Here is a 17,608-nt window from a genome sequence, read left to right on the forward strand (position 1 = left end):
TTCGCATTTACTACTTCCCTAGCTGTTCTGTTAAAATTATCGGATCCCCGTCCGTAATGACAATCGTATGCTCATATTGCGCCGATAACGAGCCGTCAAGGGTTCTCGCTGTCCAGCCGTTACTATCCATCTTCGATTGCCAATCTCCCGTATTGATCATTGGTTCAATTGTAATCACCATACCTGGTTTAAGTCGAACCCCTTTTCCCGGAAGTCCATAATGCGGAATATACGGATCTTCATGAATGGTATTCCCTATACCATGACCCGTAAATTCACGAACGACAGAGTATCCTTTCGGTTCCACATAACTTTGAATTGCGTGACCAATATCGCCCACACGATTGCCAGCCTTTGCCTGATCTATTCCGAGATACAAGGCTTCCTTTGTGACATTAAGCAAATCACTAGCCTTCTGAGATATATTTCCTACCCCATAGCTCCAAGCTGAGTCTGCTAATCCACCATGTAAATTTACAACCATATCTACCGTCACGATATCCCCCTCTTTTAGAGGTGATTTACGCGGAAATCCGTGGCATATTTCATCGTTAACCGAAGCACATGTTGCATACTCATAGCCTCTGTAACCCTTTTGCTCAGGTTTTGCTCCGTTTTTCGCTAAGAATTTGTCTACAAACGCATCAATTTCCTTTGTCGTAATGCCAGGTTGAATTAAGGTAGCAAGCTGTTGATGACAAGAGGCTAATAACTTCCCAGCCTCATGCATAAGTGCAATTTCACGTTCTGTCTTTAAATTAATCATACTGCAGTCCTCCCTAAATACATACTAATACTTCTCTCTCCTTGGAGACAAGCATACCGAAAATGTATTTCATAAAAATATATGATAGGAGTGAGAAACCGTTCCTCTTTAGCCGTTTTATAAATAACGCAAGACCTACAATCGCTAGCAGCAGAGCAGAAACGAGAACGATATTTCCGAGCACATTTCTCCATGTTACATGGAAGATAAGATTGGTAAGTACCATCAACATTCAATAAAACAGCTTTGTTGTATGATTCTATCTATGCCTAAAGTCATATGTATGCGGTAATGCCATATCGAACTGCAAAAATTGCAGCTTGTGTACGATCACGTAATTCGAGCTTGCTTATTAGATTGGACACATGGTTCTTCACCGTTCCCTCTGTGATAAACAGCTTATTCGCAATCTCTTTATTGCTATGGCCATATCCTATCTCACGCAGTATATCCATTTCTCGTTCTGTAAGTAGCTTTATAGAAATCGGTACAGCTTCTAGTATGGGAGCCGTCGTTTTCTTTAATTCCTGCAAAACCTGAGCCGTTACCTCTTGTGGTAGAACAAGACCACCTGATTTTACCGTTAGAATCGCTTGCACGATCGTATCTGTCGGCATATCCTTTAGTAAATACCCGCTTGCTCCTTGTTCTAGTGCTTTAAAAATGAGCTCACTATCCTTAAATGTCGTTAACATTAGGACCTGAACATCGGGTAACTGCTCAAGCAAAAGTCTTGTGCCTTCTACCCCATTTGTACCCGGCATACGAATATCCATTAGTACTATTTCAGGATCGCACATCTTCGCTTTTTCCAATGCTTCCCCGCCATCATTTGCAGTCCCAACAACTTCTAACTCCTCACGTAGATTCAAAAGCATAGCCAATCCATCGCGAATGAGCGGCTGATCATCTACAATCATAATTCGTATCATACTACTCCCCCTACGGCTTTTTTATCTTGGAATAATGGAAATTGGATGAAAATATGAAAGCCTTCGTTTTCCTCACTTGTATATACAATCTTACCGCCATGTTCTTCTACTCGCTCTTTCATATTCGTAAGTCCAAACCCTTGTTTCAATTGGGTTGTCCCCCTTCCATTATCATCCATTTGTACTTCTACGGTATTCTCAGTACAGGAAATAGTAACCGCACATTCAGTTGCCCTGCCGTGACGGACCGCATTGGTTAACGATTCCTGAATAATTTTTGAAATAGAAAGATTCATAGAGGATGGGATAGTAGTAAGATCTCCGTCCATCTCAAAGGAAACCGTGACTCCTGTTGCCTTTGAAAAATCATGAATAATCGTTCGAATCACAGGTAGAAAAGAAACTTCTCTTGTATCCTCTTCCTTTAATGTGCGAACACTCATCCGAATATCTTGCAGAGTAGTCCTAGCAAGTTCAGTACACGTTTGCAACGTAGTAGCTTGTGGTAGCCCCTTCTTATAAAGTTCTTGGGTAAGTTCGAGCTGAACGATAAGTGCGGTAATATGATGTCCAACTGTATCATGAATGTCCCGTGCAATTTGATTTCGTTCGCGAACCGCTGTTAGTTCTTCCACTTCCTTCGCATACACACGAAGCTGCTCATGAGCATCCTTTAATGCTCGGTGAGATTGATACAGTGCATCATACTGAACATCGATATTCGATCTTGCAACTCCAAGCTTATGAATTAATCCCCCAACAACTGCTTCTAAGAGAATAAGAATTAAATTCATAATAGTCTGAATAGTCTCGATAGTCCCTAACAAAATGTAAGAGTTAATAAAAATAATTGCTGAGCAAACGAAGAAAAATAATGTGAATCCAGTCAATATCTTCTTATTCCCTGTGAATAAAAATAATGTGAGTACTTCGACTCCTAGTAGGATTAAATGAAGAGTTGAGGCAGGGAAACATAGACCAAGTACGACGATCCATGCGCAGTCAATAGCAAGCAGATAATAAAACAACTGACTTTTTCTTGCAATAGACAGAATAAAGAAATGATTCGTAATGAATGCTACTAGCGCTACTCCAATAAGCACCTTTATATACATAACATTGGGTGCCTCATAATAATAAACAATGGTTGCAATGGTTAATGTGGCTAATCTCAAATAACCTAACAAGATTTCACCTCAATTTTTAATTAGTAGTTTTAATCCATAGATGGCTATATTTTACTATATCATATTATAATCAAGGCCAATACCATAATTATCATAAAATTACTGTAAGTATTATCTGCTCAAGAGCAAACAAAAAAGCCGCCTAAGGCGACTTTTTTGTTTAGAAAAGATTAATCTAAGCTTACAGGCTTAACCTTTTCTCCATATTTTACATTCGCTGTTCCATGAGGAGTACGAACCCAGCTGTTGTTTTTAAATGTAAATAAAGCATATACCATAATTACATTTTGTATGATTAAGTACGGAATATGAAGCAATAACCCCGGAAGTTCAGAAAGTCCACGATCCATTGCCATCCAGAACAAAATAAATATAACTGAAAATATTAAATTCAATATGGCATTGTTATTAAACCAAAATCCAAACAAACCAATTAACATAAATAACGGTAATGCCAAGTACATGCAGAACTCAAAATCTTTAAAAACAAGTTTAGGGAAGTATTGAAAAAATACTTGCCATTGTCCTCTTGCCCAGCGTGTTCTTTGACGAATACCAACTCTTACACTTTGTGGCTTTTCATCGTAAATTCGCATAAGCGGATTATATTTCACCCGAATTTTCGCTAAGCGTAACATAGCAGAATATTCTAAGTCATCCGTAACTGAGGTTACGTCGAATGGAACACGTTCTAAGATTGATAAACGAAATCCCCAACCCGTACCACCTAAAATAGAAGAACGATTTAATCTTTCTCTTCCTGAATAGTAATAACGTAACATAAAGTGATAGTTCATTGCATACCAGCGTGTTTGTAAATTATCTGAACTATTTAATGTTGCAATGTAACCTTGTACAACATCATCTTCTTGTAAAGAGTCAACAAGTTGCTCAAAGTAATCTGGTTCGATTTTGTTATCTGCATCTAAAATTGTAACAATGACATTCGGATTAGATCCATATTCTTTCGTTAGGCTAGCAAATACATCTTTTAACAAATACTGCTTACCAGGAAGACCCGTTTTTCTTTCAAATACTTCTACATCATTTCTTTTACATATAGGTACCGTATTATCTGTACAACGATCTGCACATATAATCAAACGAACTGGATACCCATTTATATTTGACGTTACATTTTCTATCAATCGTCCAATGACTTTTTCTTCGTTATGAGCAGGGACCAATACAACGATTTGCTCCGGATGAAAATGTTTTGCTGAACGGGTTAATCGTTTCGGTATGAGCGCAGAAACGAACACAACGACTGACCATACAGCAAAAATGAACATAATTAATTGTATAAGAATCATAAGTTTCCTCCTAATTACAACTGAGTTCATCCCAAATTAAGTTAGATGAGTATATATGAGCTGTAGCTTGGTCTTTTTACACCAATAAAGATCGCCCTAAACAGATGAAAATGAATTCCCATTTTCAAACTAAGCGCGTTCTTTTTTATTTGTTGCTATTATTTTCACCGGATCTTCTTTTTACGTTCCGTATGAAACGAAAAAAGACAACTCACTTCTTCCTGTCCCTCTATATAATGGGAAGTTTGTACGAATACATTTTACTGCCTAAACGAGTCTACCAGAGGCATCATCCAATCGCTTATGTTACAAACAGATTTAATATAGGTACAAATGGATGAGATTTATAATATGTTCAATCCATCATTCACCAAGGATCCAGATAAAATGAATGTTTTGTCCATTAGCACCACCCTTTTACATTTAACCCATAATCACTATTGTATCAAATAAGCAATAAGTAAATGTTAAGATTAGATAAATATACAAATGAACTGGTATAGACGACCACCTATTACAGTTAGATTCTATACCCTTTTCTTCGTAAAGTGAATGAAATATGTATGTCAAATAGTAGAAGTCCTATTTACAGCATTGGCATGAAAGTGAAAAATCATTCTTTTCATTTTCAAATATGCCAATTCTTAATAAAGTACAGCCTTACGTCTCCACTAATTCAACATGTGTACACATAAAAAGTATCCACATATTGTGACATACAAAACAATTTCATAGACTCCATATTTACTGATCTTCGCATTCCTCTGATCAACACTCTGCAGTGATTCTAAACAGCGTGAGATCGTAACTCCATCCAAAATCCATCCACGATGCAACGAAAACGACAGATACAAAGATTTTACTTAACAAGGTGTATCGTAAATATGCCTCCACTGATAGAGTATATACTTTCTTTTCTCTCTTGGTAAGAGGGTATTTCATAATACTAGCACATTACTATAATTTTCAACATACGCAAACACAACACCATCCAATCCTTTGAACGGTGTTGTGTGCATATATTATATACTTTTTTTCTTTATTTGTTTAGTACATTCGTTAAAACGGGTACAATTTGTTTCTTACGAGAAACAACGCCTTTTAGTAAAGCTTTATTATTATCTAATGTAACACCAAACGCTTCTTCTACTGCATGTGCCGCACTACCAAGAGCTAGAGCAACTGAATCATTTTCTAAAATGTCCGTTGCAGCAAATACAAATAGGTCTAAATTACGCTTTTCAATAGTGTCACGAATCGCCTTTTCAATTTCATCTTGTTTAGCGAATACTTCATTTGTATCTACTGTGTTCACCTGTGCAATAACAGCTTTTTGACTTCCCATCTGGAATTCCTTAGCATCAAGAGAAATCAATTGATCCACTGTTTTGTCACTTAAGTTAGCGCCAGCCTTTAGCATCGATAATCCGTAGCTGTTTGCATCCACTCCTGCGATTTCTGCCAATTCCTTAGCGGCAGCCACATCTTGATCTGTACAAGTTGGAGATTTAAATAATAGCGTATCTGAAATAATGGCAGATAGCATTAAACCAGCGATTTCTTTTCGAATTGCTACACTGTTTTCCTTATACATTTTATTTAAAATTGTTGCTGTACAACCGACTGGTTCTGCGCGGTAGTATAACGGATCACTCGTTTCAAAGTTAGCAATACGGTGATGATCAATTACTTCTAATACATGTACGTCTGCGATATCATCTGCACTTTGTGGACGTTCGTTATGATCGACTAAAATCACACCGTCTCCTTCAGGTGCTACTTTAGAAACAAGACGAGGTGCCTCCACTTTAAAATAATCAAGAGCAAATGCTGTTTCACCATTTACTTCACCTAAACGAAGTGGTTCTGCGTCTACACCTAGCTCAGTTTTTAAAGCTGCGTATGCAAGTGCTGAGCAAATTGTATCTGTATCCGGATTTTTATGACCAAAAATAACTATTTTTTTCATTTTTCTACCCCTTAATTAAATAAAATTTGCTCTTTTCCAAAGCAAGAGTATTGTTTCTGTATTCTATTTTAGCATGAATTATAATTGGTTTGTCCTCAAAATTTATTTGTATGCTGTTTCTAACGATCAATCGCCTTGTTACGTGCTTTTTTCACGGTCTCTACCACTTCTTCAGGTGCTTCAAAAGAAACAAAATGTCCTATACCCGGTAGTCTTTTCAATGTATATTCATCAAAGTAATCGTACAGTTTATCTGACCAATCTACAAGAATGACTGGATCTGCTTCGCCCCATAAAACATGTGTTGTATGAGGGATTTTTTCTTCAATGCCGGCTTGCTTTTGCACTACGGCTTGTGTTTTTGCTTGCGCTCTAGCTTTATAATAGTTAATACTCCGCTTCATCCCTTCATCTTTGGCATACGATTGAATAATTGCATCCAGTTCCTTCGGACGAAGCGCCTCTTTTTTCCCTGTCCATGTTTGATAAAAATGAGTCAAATATAACCGAACAGTGTCTTCGTTATAACCTATCAAGTCTCCTGCCCAGTGCAGGTTATGAAAATGTTGATACCAAAATTGTCCTTGAATGGCTGGATCAAATCTTCTTATCCCAATTCCATTGTAAGGAGGATTCAAGAGTACTAACGAATCGACATACTGAGGATATTTCTTGGCAATAAGTTGCGCAATGGTTGCTCCAATATCATGAGCCACAATCAAAACTTTTTCGACATGTAACTCATCTAAAAGTGAAATGATATCTTTCGCAAAATGATCCGGAGTATAACCATCTATTGGATTAACATCAGGTTTATCAGATTCTCCAAATCCCCGGAAATCAGGTGCAATTACATCTGCATCTTTTGACAACGGTTCAATAACATAACGCCAATCATACCAAAAACCAGGCCAGCCATGAAGCAAAAGAACAGGCTTTCCTGTACCTTGACGTACGTAGTGAATGGTTACATCGTCACTTTTAAAATAGTGATGCTGCCAAACTGGATCATTTGGTAATCGATCCTTTAAAATCGAATCTTTCATCCTAATCTCCTCCTCTTATTTACAATAAATTCCCCTTATATGATGGATTACATCATTATCATATCAACGGGCTTCATCAGGCGGGATTTCTAGTATTTTTCAGGGATGAAACAAAAAGTTTCAGCATTCCTCATGTTTTATCTTTCGCTCTTCAAACCATGCTATTATTTGTTTATTCTGCCCGGTATCCAAATTCTTCACCTTTACACATACACCTACAAGCCCCGATAAAATATGGCATCGAATCGTTCCAACTTGATCTCTTTTTTGAAAAATCGTTTGCTCTGTGCCAATAGATTGAATATGTTTTCTTAGAATAATGGTTTTATAAGCTGCTAGTTTACGGTAGGATAAAGTAATTTGTTTCTCATATATAGTAAAACCCGCGCTACGGTAACAGGCATAGCCTTGCCAGAGTGCTAGTATCACGAGTAAAAAGATTGGAAACAATATTGGATTCCAAATTGTTACTATGCTAGCAATTAAGAAAGCTAGTACCACTTTGACAAACAAAAATCGTTTTAAAGAGTGTCTAGGTGCCTTTTCTTCAATGGGTTGCAGGTTGTACTGTGGAACCACATATTGTAGAAATGCTGGTATTTTCTTTTTTGAAATAAAGGGGTGGAGCAAGATTGTATGCACTTTTGAATCTTTCATCGACACGACTGCTTCGGCCTTAATAGAAGCAAACCCAAACAACCCTCGAAGTACCCCCTCCTCAATGGTAATACCTTGAATTTTTTTCTGTGGAAGTGTTACATTTTTCTTATTTAATAATCCATTTGCGATATATAATTTATTATCGGATGAAACGATTCGAAAACCGTAATAGGTTATGATAAACTGAATGGTCGCTGCTACCCAAGATATAATAAGAAAGACAAACGCTAACATAATCCATAAATAAAAAGACAAATGCGCCGCTTGATTTTGAATGAATTGCGAATAGGATGCTGGTATCCAATCATTCACTTGTGACCAAAGCCCCATCAGGATGGTGAATAGGATTCCAATTTGTCCAGAAGTTATGCCTGCTAGAAGCATTTCCTTTTTCGTTAAATGATACGTTCGCTCCGTATATTTCGATTCTTCTTGATGTACACGTCTCTCGCTCCCTTTCAGAATCATCACAATCTCACTTACATCCTGAACTGGGACACCGTATAAATCAATTTCAGGCACTTTTCCCCCCGCTGTTTCTACAATAACCTGTTCAATATGGAAGAATTGATGAAGCAACGTTGCATGGGTGGAAACAGATTGTACGCGATCATGTTGTATAAAGGTTTCTTTCTTCGTAAAAACACCCTTTTTGACAAATAATCCGTCCTGTTCAATTCGGAATATAGTGAAATACCAATTTATCGTAGCCACAATTCCCGTCAAACTAACAAGCCCTATAAACAAAAGAAAAATAGTAAACACGGACATGCTTTTCAATGTGAAAACAAAAAATGGAATCATACCCCAGACTATACTTTTCAAAAATTTGAAGGAACGGAACAAAATCGTAACTGGATGCTCACGTCTATTCATCATCATCTTCTACCTTAGCTAATGTAATGATCGCTTTTTGCAAATATTGCGCCTCTTGCTCTGTTAATCCAGGTATTTCCTCTGTATTTGAAGCGGTGGATACAGACAACGAGGATAGATGAAAAAACTTCATGATAGGTCCTTGCTTCATCTTTACATATTGTATGCGATTTACTGGAACAATCATATGAGTAACAATAAATAAGCCATGTGCAATTTCAATTTCATCCTCATGCAATTTATAGAAGAAATTCCGGTAACGAATAGCTGGAAATACAATATATTCACAGTACAGGATCACAAGTATTACGAATGCAGCAGCTGCATAGGTCCACGCCCCGACATGCCACCATTTTTCATTTACATAGGAATACGCACTTATTACGATGACATATAGAACGAGATGAATCAAAGCATGTACTCTCCATACCTTAACCATAACTGGATCTAATTGTTTCACTTCCATTCCACCTTCATTTTTGATTTTCTACCATTTTATTCTAAACAAAAAAGAAGCATAGATAAATAGAATCTATACTTCTTTTTTTGTTTATCTGGCTTATTTTTTAGTAGCAGCAAATACCCTGCCTACCGACGGACGGAACTCTACTTCAAATGTATCATGCGAGGAGGTAGTTCCTTGCACAGAAACCTTCCAATTGCCCTCCATATTAAGTGGTTTCCCTTCCACTTGATATTTTCCTGGCGAGACCATTGGGAGAGTAAAAATATTTCGACCCATTTCCATATCTAACGAATACATCGTAATGGTAAGCCCTTCTATATTCGTAACCGGCTGCCCATGCTGATCAGTGATATTTATTTCAAATGTATTCGGTCCTACTGCATTTGGGCTAATATGCATTGCAACTTCGTATATACTTACCTGCTTTGTTTCGTTAAACGGAACTGGAACTGGTAAAGGAGGCGTTGCTACATTTGTCAAAATAGCAGCTGTAATGAGTAAAGCAATCCCAATACCGAATTCTGCTTGAACGGATACACCTAATTCTTTCTCTTTGCGCAGCTTTCGTTTCACGATATGAACAATACCAAGTATACCCATTCCTACAAATAGAATAATTTTCGCTAGCAAGATAAGTCCATAGCTTGTCTGAAAGATGGAACGCAAATCCGGAATATATAAAGTAATGGAAAAAATTCCAGTAAATAAAATCGTTATGGTTGCTGTCATCGCCCATGGAGAAAACCGTTCAATTGTATCCCAGTATAAAGACCAATCTCGTTTTCCTTCTTGCTTTTTCGATAGTAAGAAAACAATGGCACCTACTCCTCCAACCCATATAGAAGCTGCACACAAATGAAGAACATCTATTACAACCGCAATATCTCGATAAGTCGAACTGGCGGCATGCCCCATTAATGCTTTCGTCACAAATAGTCCAGTTAGCAACAGAACTGGCAATAGCCATGCTTTTAAAGACGACCATGCGCCGTATGTAAGTGCGAGCCAAGATGTTATCACAAGTAAGACAAGCAAGATTATTTGTGAAATCCATACATATCCGAAGGTGGGAACGGAAAGTACCTCCATCCATAAAGAAGGTTGAAACGCTTGTGACCATGGTACATTTCCATATAATTTCGCCTGAAGTGGAAGATTCCAAAGCAGGCTGCAAGCAATCAATAGAAGAGAAAGAAGGATTATCGTTTTACTTCTCGTTTTTATAATGCTTGAGCCTTCTCCTTTATAAAAAACGAGATGAAACAGAATGACACCAAGAAAAAGTGAAAATCCAGTATATAAAAGTCCTCGATTTATAATCATGTCTGCCTGCGGTACATATCCTGTCGTACTTTGCATCGAATGAATTCCAGTTTCTGCACCAATTTGAAAAGGAATCGTTCCTTCGACAGGATGACCATCTGCCGAAACTGCCTTCCACTGAATCGTGTAGGCTCCATTCGGAAGTTGCTCTTTCAATTTCGTTTGAATCCGTTTTGGATTATTTTTATCGAAACTCGCCTCGTTTGTATCTACTCGTGTCCCTTTTGAATCCACAACGAAAAACGAATCAAATTTCGGTTCAATCTCCTCGTCGAATTCTACTGTTACGACGGATGGTGCTTTCGCTAACGTTTCATTTTCTGAAGGCGATGATGCAATAATATTTGCATGAGCAAAAGTGACGGTCGGGGCTACACCTATGCTTACATACAAAAGGAGCAATACCACTATTACTTTTCGTATATTTTTCATAATTTCATCCTTTTGATAATTGTCTAAGCTTATAAACTTCGCGAGATTCTACGATTGATTCAATATTTCTCCGATACGTTTGATAATGCTCGGTAGTGAGATGTTCTTCTAACACCTGCTGATCTTGCCAAATTTCATAGAAAACAAATGTTCCTTTATCGTCTATCGAACGATTGACATCATATTGTATATTACCTGCTTCTTTCTTAGAACCGATGGCAACTTTTTGTAGTTCTGCCTGTAGCGCTTCTTCAAAGCCATTCTTAGCACGAAGTATGGCCGTGATCGTAACAGCTGTCATATCTCTTATACCTCCTCTATCCCTTTGTTTCATTTCTACTAGACTTATATAACTTCTATTTATAGTAGCATATTATGACATTGACAAAAAAATAAAAGCATTGGTAGGACCAATACTTTTTTGGGAATTCCAAAGGGAATAGCGGAGCATTTTTCATTTACTTCCTCACATAATTTCACAACAACAGTAGACCGTAATAAATAATGAATTTTTTTTGTATTTTGAAGATTATATTGAGGTTTAAATTTTTCTATTACTCTTTAAATTCAAATACATTCATGATATACTCACAGAAAATTTAAAATTTTTCAAATTCAAAGACGAGAACAAGTACACGATTCCATCTGTTCAAAGAGAGTTGGTGTGTTGCTGCGAGCCAATGTTCAGACAATCTTTGTGGAAATCATCTCTAAGAAATATAGCTGAAGGAAAAAGTAAGCTATATCGGCATTCTACCGTTAACAAGAATCTGTATTGTTAGATACAGGATAAAGTGGTGCAGTGGATTTATAGATTCTTGCAAAACTAGGGTGGTAACGCGGGTATTAACTCGTCCCTTTCCAAGGGACGAGTTTTTTATTTTTCAACAAAAAATATAAAGAAGTGGGGAATGAAGAATGAAAGTATTAGAAAACATCAGTGTGTTTGCTGGAAAAACATTCACGCTATGGGTATTATTAATTTCTCTTATTGCTTACTTACATCCGCAATATTTCAAATGGATTGGCCCTTATGTTGTTATTCTTCTTGGGATTGTCATGTTTGGAATGGGACTTACTTTATCGCTTGATAATATTAAAGAAGTGTTTCGTAGACCGAAAGATGTCTTACTAGGAGTAGTCGGACACTTTGTGCTAATGCCTGGATTGGCATTTCTATTAGCCTATGGTTTAGGACTGCCGAAGGAAATTGCAGTTGGTGTCATTTTAGTTGGCTGCTGCCCGAGTGGTACTGCTTCTAACGTTATGGTATTTCTAGGAAAAGGAGATGTTGCACTTGCGGTCGCCATCGCCTCTGTTTCTACACTACTTGCGCCAATCGTAACACCATTATTAATTTTACTACTTGCAAGTAAGTGGGTAGCCATTAGCTTTAGTGGATTGTTTATAAATATTATTCAAGTCGTCATCGTACCATTAGCACTTGGACTCATTATTAAACGCTTCTTTGGAAAACAAGCAAACGCTAGTACGAAAGTATTACCTCTCATATCCGTTATCGCAATTGTACTTATCATTGCAGGAGTCGTTGCTGGAAGCCAAGCACAGCTTGCGAAATATGGCTTATCAATTCTAGGTGTAGTAGCACTTCATAATATTCTTGGCTTTTTGTTTGGATTTTTCTTCGCACGTTTGTTTGGCATGGATTTATCAAAGCAAAAAGCTGTTGCACTCGAAGTCGGGATGCAAAACTCTGGTCTAGGAGTTACATTAGCCATGGCTAATTTCTCACCTCTGGCAGCTGTACCAAGTGCCATGTTTAGCGTATGGCATAATATCTCAGGTTCCATCCTTGCTACCATTTTCAGAAGAATGAAAGATGAGAAGACATCATTCAAGGAAGAGAAGTTGGCTTAAGAAATTCACTTACTGATTGGGCCTAAGAGATGACCTCGGTATATTATAATGAGGGTACTGAAAAATTCATTCAGTGCCCTCTTTTCATAGAGACGAATACTAGTATGTAAGAGAGTGATATCTTTTTCAGTGTTCTCGTAAATAATCGGAGTCATCTTATCTACCTCATTGAATTTATTGCGAACCGATTACTTGGTTTCTTTAATCCTAAATGTTCACGTAATGTGCTTCCTTCATAATCGTGTCGGAAAAGTCCCCGTTCTTGCAGAATTGGCACAACCTTATCCACAAAATCTTCCAGACCTTGTGGAAGAAGTGGAGCAATCAGCATAAACCCATCTGCAGCTCCCTCCAAAAACCACTTTTCCAATTGATCCGCGATTTGTTCAGGCGTTCCTACCCAATCTCGTCTTGCACTTCCTTCCAACAAGTTGTAAAGCTCTCTAAGGGTAGGATTTTCTTTATCAATTACCGAAAGCATTCTTTCAAAATGGCTTTGTATACCATTCTCATGAGGGAAATGAACCTCTCTTGCTAGTGTATCAAGCGTATATTGACTAAAATCAACTTTCCCTAAATACCCTGACAAGAAGCGCAAGCCTTGTTCCGGTATAAGTAAATCTTGTAGTTGCTGATATTTTTCCTCTGCTTCTTCTTCCGTATCGCCAATTATGGGCGAAATGCCTTGAAGAATGTGTAACTCGTCTTCAACGCGGCCATAGTCAGCTAGTTTTCCCTTTAGACTCTTGTAGAAAGACCTTGCTTTATCAAAATCTTTCACATGGGAAAAGACTACCTCTGCCGTTCGTGCTGCTAATCGTTGCCCAGGCTCCGATGCACCTGCTTCTACAATAACCGGTTGTCCTTGCTTGGAACGGGCAATATTTAATGGACCTCTAACTGAAAAGAACTTTCCTTTATAATACAAAGGATGGACTTTATTCGAATGAAAAAATTGACCGGTCTCTTTATTAAAAACGAAGGCATCATCTTCCCAGGAATCCCATAACCCTTGCACCACATCAAGAAATTCCTCTGCTCGTTCATAACGTTTATTGTGTTCCACGTGCTCGTCGCGACCAAAGTTTTGGGATGTTAGCCCAGTTGCATCGCCCGTTGTCACGACATTCCATCCCACTCTTCCATGGCTAACATGGTCAATGGACATAAATTGTCTCGCCAAATTGAATGGTTCGTTGTAAGTAGTCGAGGCCGTTGCCACAAGACCAATCTTGGACGTTGCACCAGCAAGTGCGCTAATTAAAATGGTGGGATCAAAACGATTGAGAATGTTCGGATGCGAATCCTCATTAATAGCTAAACTATCCGCAATAAACGCAATATCGAATTTTCCTCTTTCCGCAATCTGTGCTAAATGGCGGTAAAAATCAATGTCAATACTGGCATCTGGCTTTGCATCAGGATGTCGCCATGAGCCTACATGAATCCCAGTTCCAACAAGATAAGCAGAAAATTTCATTTGTCTTTTCCCCATATCAGGACTCCTCCTCCATCATAATTATTTATTATTTTTAAATGTCTCCTTGTATTTAGCTAACTCTTCTAACGAAATAAAAGTAGGAATGTAATTCCCTTCGTATGTTTTATCAATAAAGTCAGTGACTTCTTTAGATTGATAAATACTAACCAGTTTCTTTAACTCGGGACGGTCCTTATCCTTCTCACGTGCAGCAATAATATTAATGTATGGCTTTGCCGTTTTACTTTCGTGGAATAAAGAATCCTTTAACTTTAAGCCAGCTGTAAGTGCCGTTCCATTATTTATAACGGATGCAGCAACATCTTGCATGACTCTCGGTGTAGTTGCACCATCGACTGGAACAATATCTAATTTTTTTGGATTTTCTTTAATTTTGTCAGCCCCGCCATCTCCGTTAAAATTATCCACGACTTTAATGAGTCCTGCTTCTTGTAACAGTAACAGGGAGCGGCCCCAGTTCGATTGATCATTCGGAATCGCAATTTTTGATCCATCTGGTATATCTTTCAAACTCTTATACTTACTCGAATAAATTCCTAATGGAGCTATAATTGTGGTACCGATTGGGACAATTTTTGTATTATGTTTAGCATTAAACTGATCCAAATAGGAAATATGCTGGAACGCATTTACATCAATTTCTCCATCATTAAGCGGAGTATTGGGATCAATGGTTGAATTGAAATTTACAATTTCTACAGTTAAGCCTTCCTTTTTCGCAAGGTCTGCGATGTAATTCCATGTTTTGATTTCGGAACTTCGAATGCCAACCTTAATCACTTTGTTTTCGCTCGAAACACTCTTCCCGCATCCAGAAATAACAAATACAAGTACCAAAACAGATAATATAATACCAAATTTTCTCATTATACATCCCCCATTTTTTATAAAATGTAAAAAGACCCTTCTTTTTGATAAGAAGAGTCACATAAACAAGCATCGGATCTCTTATCTTTCGAACAGTTCATGTTCGCTGGAATTGGCACAGTACCTATAAAGCCTGTTGCCGAGGTGTCATTGGGCCAGTCCCTCAACCTCTCTTGATAAGAATATAATTCTATGTAATAACATAAAATTACTATGAATTAAGTGTTTCATTTACTATATTTCCTTTATATACTAATTGTCAATTATTTTTTCATTTTACCTTTTGTGGATTGACTATTGACGAACCTTATTATTCTATGTATTCTAAGTATATTAAATTTTCATTAAAATCCAATATATGTTTTCTTATTTCGAGAGAGGGAGGGATTTGGCCCGATGAACTCTCGGCAGCAGACTTGTTTTCCTTTACGGAACGAGAACTGTGCCAATTCCAACAAGCTACGGCGCTTGAAAGATAAGAGATAAATTTATCTAACGCCTTCTTGTTATATGTAAGAGGCTTTTTTATTTTTCTCAAATAGGTCTATCTACAGAAAAATAAGAATCTATATCCATAATTCATAGTAAATCCATAGTTTTTATAAAAATTATGGAGTGCACTTATTTAAAGGAGTGAGATCATTGATTACATTTGAAGAAGTTACGAAAGTGTACGACAACGGACAAAGTAAAATTACAGCACTAAATGGCATTAATCTTGAAGTGAAGGAAGGCGAAATTTACGGTGTGATTGGATTAAGCGGTGCAGGGAAAAGTTCACTTATACGTTGTGTTAACTTTCTCGAAGTCCCCTCTTCCGGGCGCATACTCGTTGACAATCACGACTTAACTACCCTTTCAGAAAAACAAATTCGTGAAGTAAGGCGCAATATCGGTATGGTCTTTCAGCACTTCAACTTACTTAATTCAAAAACCGTTTTTACAAACGTCGCTATGCCGCTTATTTTAGCAAAGGTACCAAAGGCTGAAATAAAAGAACGCGTAATGGCGCTACTTGAATTTGTTGGTTTAAAAGATAAAGCTAACAAGTATCCAGATCAGCTTTCAGGTGGACAAAAGCAGCGAATTGGTATTGCACGAGCGTTAACAACTAATCCGAAAATTTTATTATGCGACGAAGCAACTTCAGCCTTAGACCCACAAACAACTAGCTCGATTTTAGATTTATTAAAAGAAGTAAACAAAACGTATGGCATTACGATTTTATTAATTACGCATGAAATGAATGTCATTCGTGATATTTGCGACCGGGTAGCTGTTCTGGAGGATGGAAAAATCATTGAAGAGGGTTCTGTTTTCGAAGTGTTCTCTAATCCATCTACGAATACGGCAAAAAACTTTGTCAGCACTGTTATGCACGATAAAATACCAGAATCGATTCTAAACGTAATTGCGAAAAATAATGGAAGTAGAAAGATTTACCGTATCGTTTTTGTTGGTGAATCAGCCGGCCATCCTCTTATCTCAACCATTGCGAAGAAATTCGATATAGATATCAATATTCTATTCGGTCAAATTACCGAGCTACAAGGGAATGCCTTTGGAAACTTAATTGTTGAATTTATCGGAAATACAAAACAAGTGGGCGAGGCGCTTCAGTCTATTCATCTATCCAATATTCTTATCAAGGAGGTTTTGCCAAGTGCAAGTTAGTACGCAAGAAATCATTGAATCGCTCATTCAAACATTACAAATGGTCAGCATTTCACTTCTCTTCTCTACTCTTATCGGCCTTCCATTAGGGGTACTATTAGTCATTATGCGCAAAGGGCATCTCATGGAGAATGCGCCATTATTCACCATATTAAATACCATTATTAATATTTTTCGTTCGCTTCCATTTATCATCCTAATGGTCGCTATCATTCCGCTCACCCGCTTACTTGTTGGAACATCGATTGGAACAGCAGCTGCGATTGTACCGCTGATCTTTTTCGCAGCTCCTTACATTGCTCGTCTCATCGAGAATTCTCTCCTTGAGGTCGATCCGGGTGTAATCGAAGCAGGAAAAGCAATGGGAGCAACGCCTTGGCAAATTATCTTCCGCTTTCTTGTACCAGAAGCATTAGGATCGATTATTTTGAGCCTTACGATTGCTACCATCGGTCTGATCGGCGCATCCGCTATGGCTGGTGCAGTCGGAGGCGGCGGAATTGGGGATTTAGCAATTACGTATGGATATCAACGATTTGACACAGTGGTTATGATTATTACGGTTATCATCCTAATCGTACTAGTCCAAGGGTTTCAATCACTTGGAAACATACTATCTAGAAAAATACGACGTCGATAAAGATAGCAAAGAAAGATATACATTAGATTTTAACATGGTACATCATGAGTAATAATCAATAAGCTACTGAATGAAGAA

At 37.7% G+C, this 17,608-nt stretch carries 15 protein-coding genes, 2 riboswitches and 1 other annotated feature; of the genes, 3 read left to right on the forward strand and 12 right to left on the reverse strand.

The genetic code is table 11. The features are described from left to right. Positions 1-10: 10 nt before the first annotated feature. From map to ACAN53_RS16645, 10 genes are all read right to left on the reverse strand, one after another. Positions 11-766 carry a type I methionyl aminopeptidase gene (map, locus tag ACAN53_RS16600; RefSeq protein ID WP_379971267.1) on the reverse strand — a complete coding sequence of 252 codons (756 nt, stop codon included), beginning with the start codon at positions 764-766 and terminating at the stop codon, positions 11-13. Between the two features lie 275 nt (positions 767-1,041). Further along, positions 1,042-1,698 (reverse strand): response regulator, encoded by a 657-nt coding sequence (locus tag ACAN53_RS16605; protein WP_379971268.1) that lies wholly within the window; start codon positions 1,696-1,698, stop codon positions 1,042-1,044. Further along, positions 1,695-2,885 carry a sensor histidine kinase gene (locus tag ACAN53_RS16610; RefSeq protein WP_379971269.1) on the reverse strand — a complete coding sequence of 397 codons (1,191 nt, stop codon included), beginning with the start codon at positions 2,883-2,885 and terminating at the stop codon, positions 1,695-1,697. Before ACAN53_RS16610 ends, ACAN53_RS16605 begins: the two co-directional genes overlap by 4 nt. Positions 2,886-3,055: 170 nt before the next feature. Continuing rightward, positions 3,056-4,198 (reverse strand): glycosyltransferase family 2 protein, encoded by a 1,143-nt coding sequence (locus ACAN53_RS16615; RefSeq protein WP_379971270.1) that lies wholly within the window; start codon positions 4,196-4,198, stop codon positions 3,056-3,058. A 1,039-nt stretch (positions 4,199-5,237) separates the two neighbouring features. Beyond that, positions 5,238-6,167, reverse strand: coding sequence for a manganese-dependent inorganic pyrophosphatase (locus ACAN53_RS16620; RefSeq protein ID WP_379971271.1), 930 nt, complete (start codon positions 6,165-6,167; stop codon positions 5,238-5,240). Between the two features lie 119 nt (positions 6,168-6,286). Beyond that, positions 6,287-7,213: an alpha/beta fold hydrolase gene (locus ACAN53_RS16625; RefSeq protein ID WP_379971272.1), complete on the reverse strand. Its 927-nt coding sequence runs from the start codon at positions 7,211-7,213 to the stop codon at positions 6,287-6,289. A 120-nt stretch (positions 7,214-7,333) separates the two neighbouring features. After that, complete coding sequence (locus ACAN53_RS16630; RefSeq protein WP_379971273.1) at positions 7,334-8,752, reverse strand: PH domain-containing protein; 1,419 nt, start codon at positions 8,750-8,752, stop codon at positions 7,334-7,336. Continuing rightward, on the reverse strand, positions 8,742-9,209 hold the full coding sequence (locus ACAN53_RS16635) for a PH domain-containing protein (protein ID WP_379971274.1): 468 nt from the start codon (positions 9,207-9,209) through the stop codon (positions 8,742-8,744). The genes ACAN53_RS16630 and ACAN53_RS16635 overlap by 11 nt, the downstream gene beginning before the upstream one ends. Before the next feature lie 99 nt (positions 9,210-9,308). Further along, positions 9,309-10,970 carry a copper resistance CopC/CopD family protein gene (locus ACAN53_RS16640; protein ID WP_379971275.1) on the reverse strand — a complete coding sequence of 554 codons (1,662 nt, stop codon included), beginning with the start codon at positions 10,968-10,970 and terminating at the stop codon, positions 9,309-9,311. A 4-nt stretch (positions 10,971-10,974) separates the two neighbouring features. Continuing rightward, complete coding sequence (locus tag ACAN53_RS16645; RefSeq protein WP_379971276.1) at positions 10,975-11,271, reverse strand: putative quinol monooxygenase; 297 nt, start codon at positions 11,269-11,271, stop codon at positions 10,975-10,977. A 308-nt stretch (positions 11,272-11,579) separates the two neighbouring features. Next, positions 11,580-11,832, forward strand: a binding site (T-box leader). 56 nt (positions 11,833-11,888) lie between these two features. On the opposite strand from ACAN53_RS16645, the gene ACAN53_RS16650 reads away from it, so the two are divergent. After that, positions 11,889-12,848, forward strand: a complete 960-nt coding sequence (locus ACAN53_RS16650) for a bile acid:sodium symporter family protein (RefSeq protein WP_379971277.1) — start codon at positions 11,889-11,891, stop codon at positions 12,846-12,848. 160 nt (positions 12,849-13,008) lie between these two features. Here ACAN53_RS16650 and ACAN53_RS16655 read toward each other — a convergent pair whose 3' ends face one another. Continuing rightward, a complete protein-coding gene (locus ACAN53_RS16655) occupies positions 13,009-14,343 on the reverse strand; it encodes an LLM class flavin-dependent oxidoreductase (RefSeq protein ID WP_379971278.1) in 1,335 nt (444 codons plus the stop codon). Between the two features lie 24 nt (positions 14,344-14,367). Continuing rightward, positions 14,368-15,216: a MetQ/NlpA family ABC transporter substrate-binding protein gene (locus tag ACAN53_RS16660; protein ID WP_379971279.1), complete on the reverse strand. Its 849-nt coding sequence runs from the start codon at positions 15,214-15,216 to the stop codon at positions 14,368-14,370. 78 nt (positions 15,217-15,294) lie between these two features. After that, positions 15,295-15,399: riboswitch (SAM riboswitch) on the reverse strand. 180 nt (positions 15,400-15,579) lie between these two features. Beyond that, positions 15,580-15,698: riboswitch (SAM riboswitch) on the forward strand. Positions 15,699-15,858: 160 nt separating this feature from the next. On the opposite strand from ACAN53_RS16660, the gene ACAN53_RS16665 reads away from it, so the two are divergent. Beyond that, positions 15,859-16,890: a methionine ABC transporter ATP-binding protein gene (locus tag ACAN53_RS16665; RefSeq protein WP_379971280.1), complete on the forward strand. Its 1,032-nt coding sequence runs from the start codon at positions 15,859-15,861 to the stop codon at positions 16,888-16,890. After that, positions 16,880-17,530 (forward strand): methionine ABC transporter permease, encoded by a 651-nt coding sequence (locus ACAN53_RS16670; protein ID WP_379971281.1) that lies wholly within the window; start codon positions 16,880-16,882, stop codon positions 17,528-17,530. Before ACAN53_RS16665 ends, ACAN53_RS16670 begins: the two co-directional genes overlap by 11 nt. Positions 17,531-17,608: the final 78 nt, after the last annotated feature.

The organism is Ectobacillus soli, assembly GCF_042610425.1.
Classification (GTDB): domain Bacteria; phylum Bacillota; class Bacilli; order Bacillales; family Bacillaceae_G; genus Ectobacillus.

What these genes read in the sequence shown, in the direction of transcription:
- ACAN53_RS16650 (WP_379971277.1), top strand. Translation starts at nt 11,889, where the DNA reads ATGAAAGTATTAGAAAACATCAGTGTGTTTGCTGGAAAAACATTCACG.
- ACAN53_RS16620 (WP_379971271.1), bottom strand. Translation starts at nt 6,167, where the DNA reads ATGAAAAAAATAGTTATTTTTGGTCATAAAAATCCGGATACAGATACA.
- map (WP_379971267.1), bottom strand. Translation starts at nt 766, where the DNA reads ATGATTAATTTAAAGACAGAACGTGAAATTGCACTTATGCATGAGGCT.
- ACAN53_RS16630 (WP_379971273.1), bottom strand. Translation starts at nt 8,752, where the DNA reads ATGATGAATAGACGTGAGCATCCAGTTACGATTTTGTTCCGTTCCTTC.
- ACAN53_RS16645 (WP_379971276.1), bottom strand. Translation starts at nt 11,271, where the DNA reads ATGACAGCTGTTACGATCACGGCCATACTTCGTGCTAAGAATGGCTTT.
- ACAN53_RS16615 (WP_379971270.1), bottom strand. Translation starts at nt 4,198, where the DNA reads ATGATTCTTATACAATTAATTATGTTCATTTTTGCTGTATGGTCAGTC.
- ACAN53_RS16655 (WP_379971278.1), bottom strand. Translation starts at nt 14,343, where the DNA reads ATGGGGAAAAGACAAATGAAATTTTCTGCTTATCTTGTTGGAACTGGG.
- ACAN53_RS16640 (WP_379971275.1), bottom strand. Translation starts at nt 10,970, where the DNA reads ATGAAAAATATACGAAAAGTAATAGTGGTATTGCTCCTTTTGTATGTA.
- ACAN53_RS16605 (WP_379971268.1), bottom strand. Translation starts at nt 1,698, where the DNA reads ATGATACGAATTATGATTGTAGATGATCAGCCGCTCATTCGCGATGGA.
- ACAN53_RS16625 (WP_379971272.1), bottom strand. Translation starts at nt 7,213, where the DNA reads ATGAAAGATTCGATTTTAAAGGATCGATTACCAAATGATCCAGTTTGG.
- ACAN53_RS16660 (WP_379971279.1), bottom strand. Translation starts at nt 15,216, where the DNA reads ATGAGAAAATTTGGTATTATATTATCTGTTTTGGTACTTGTATTTGTT.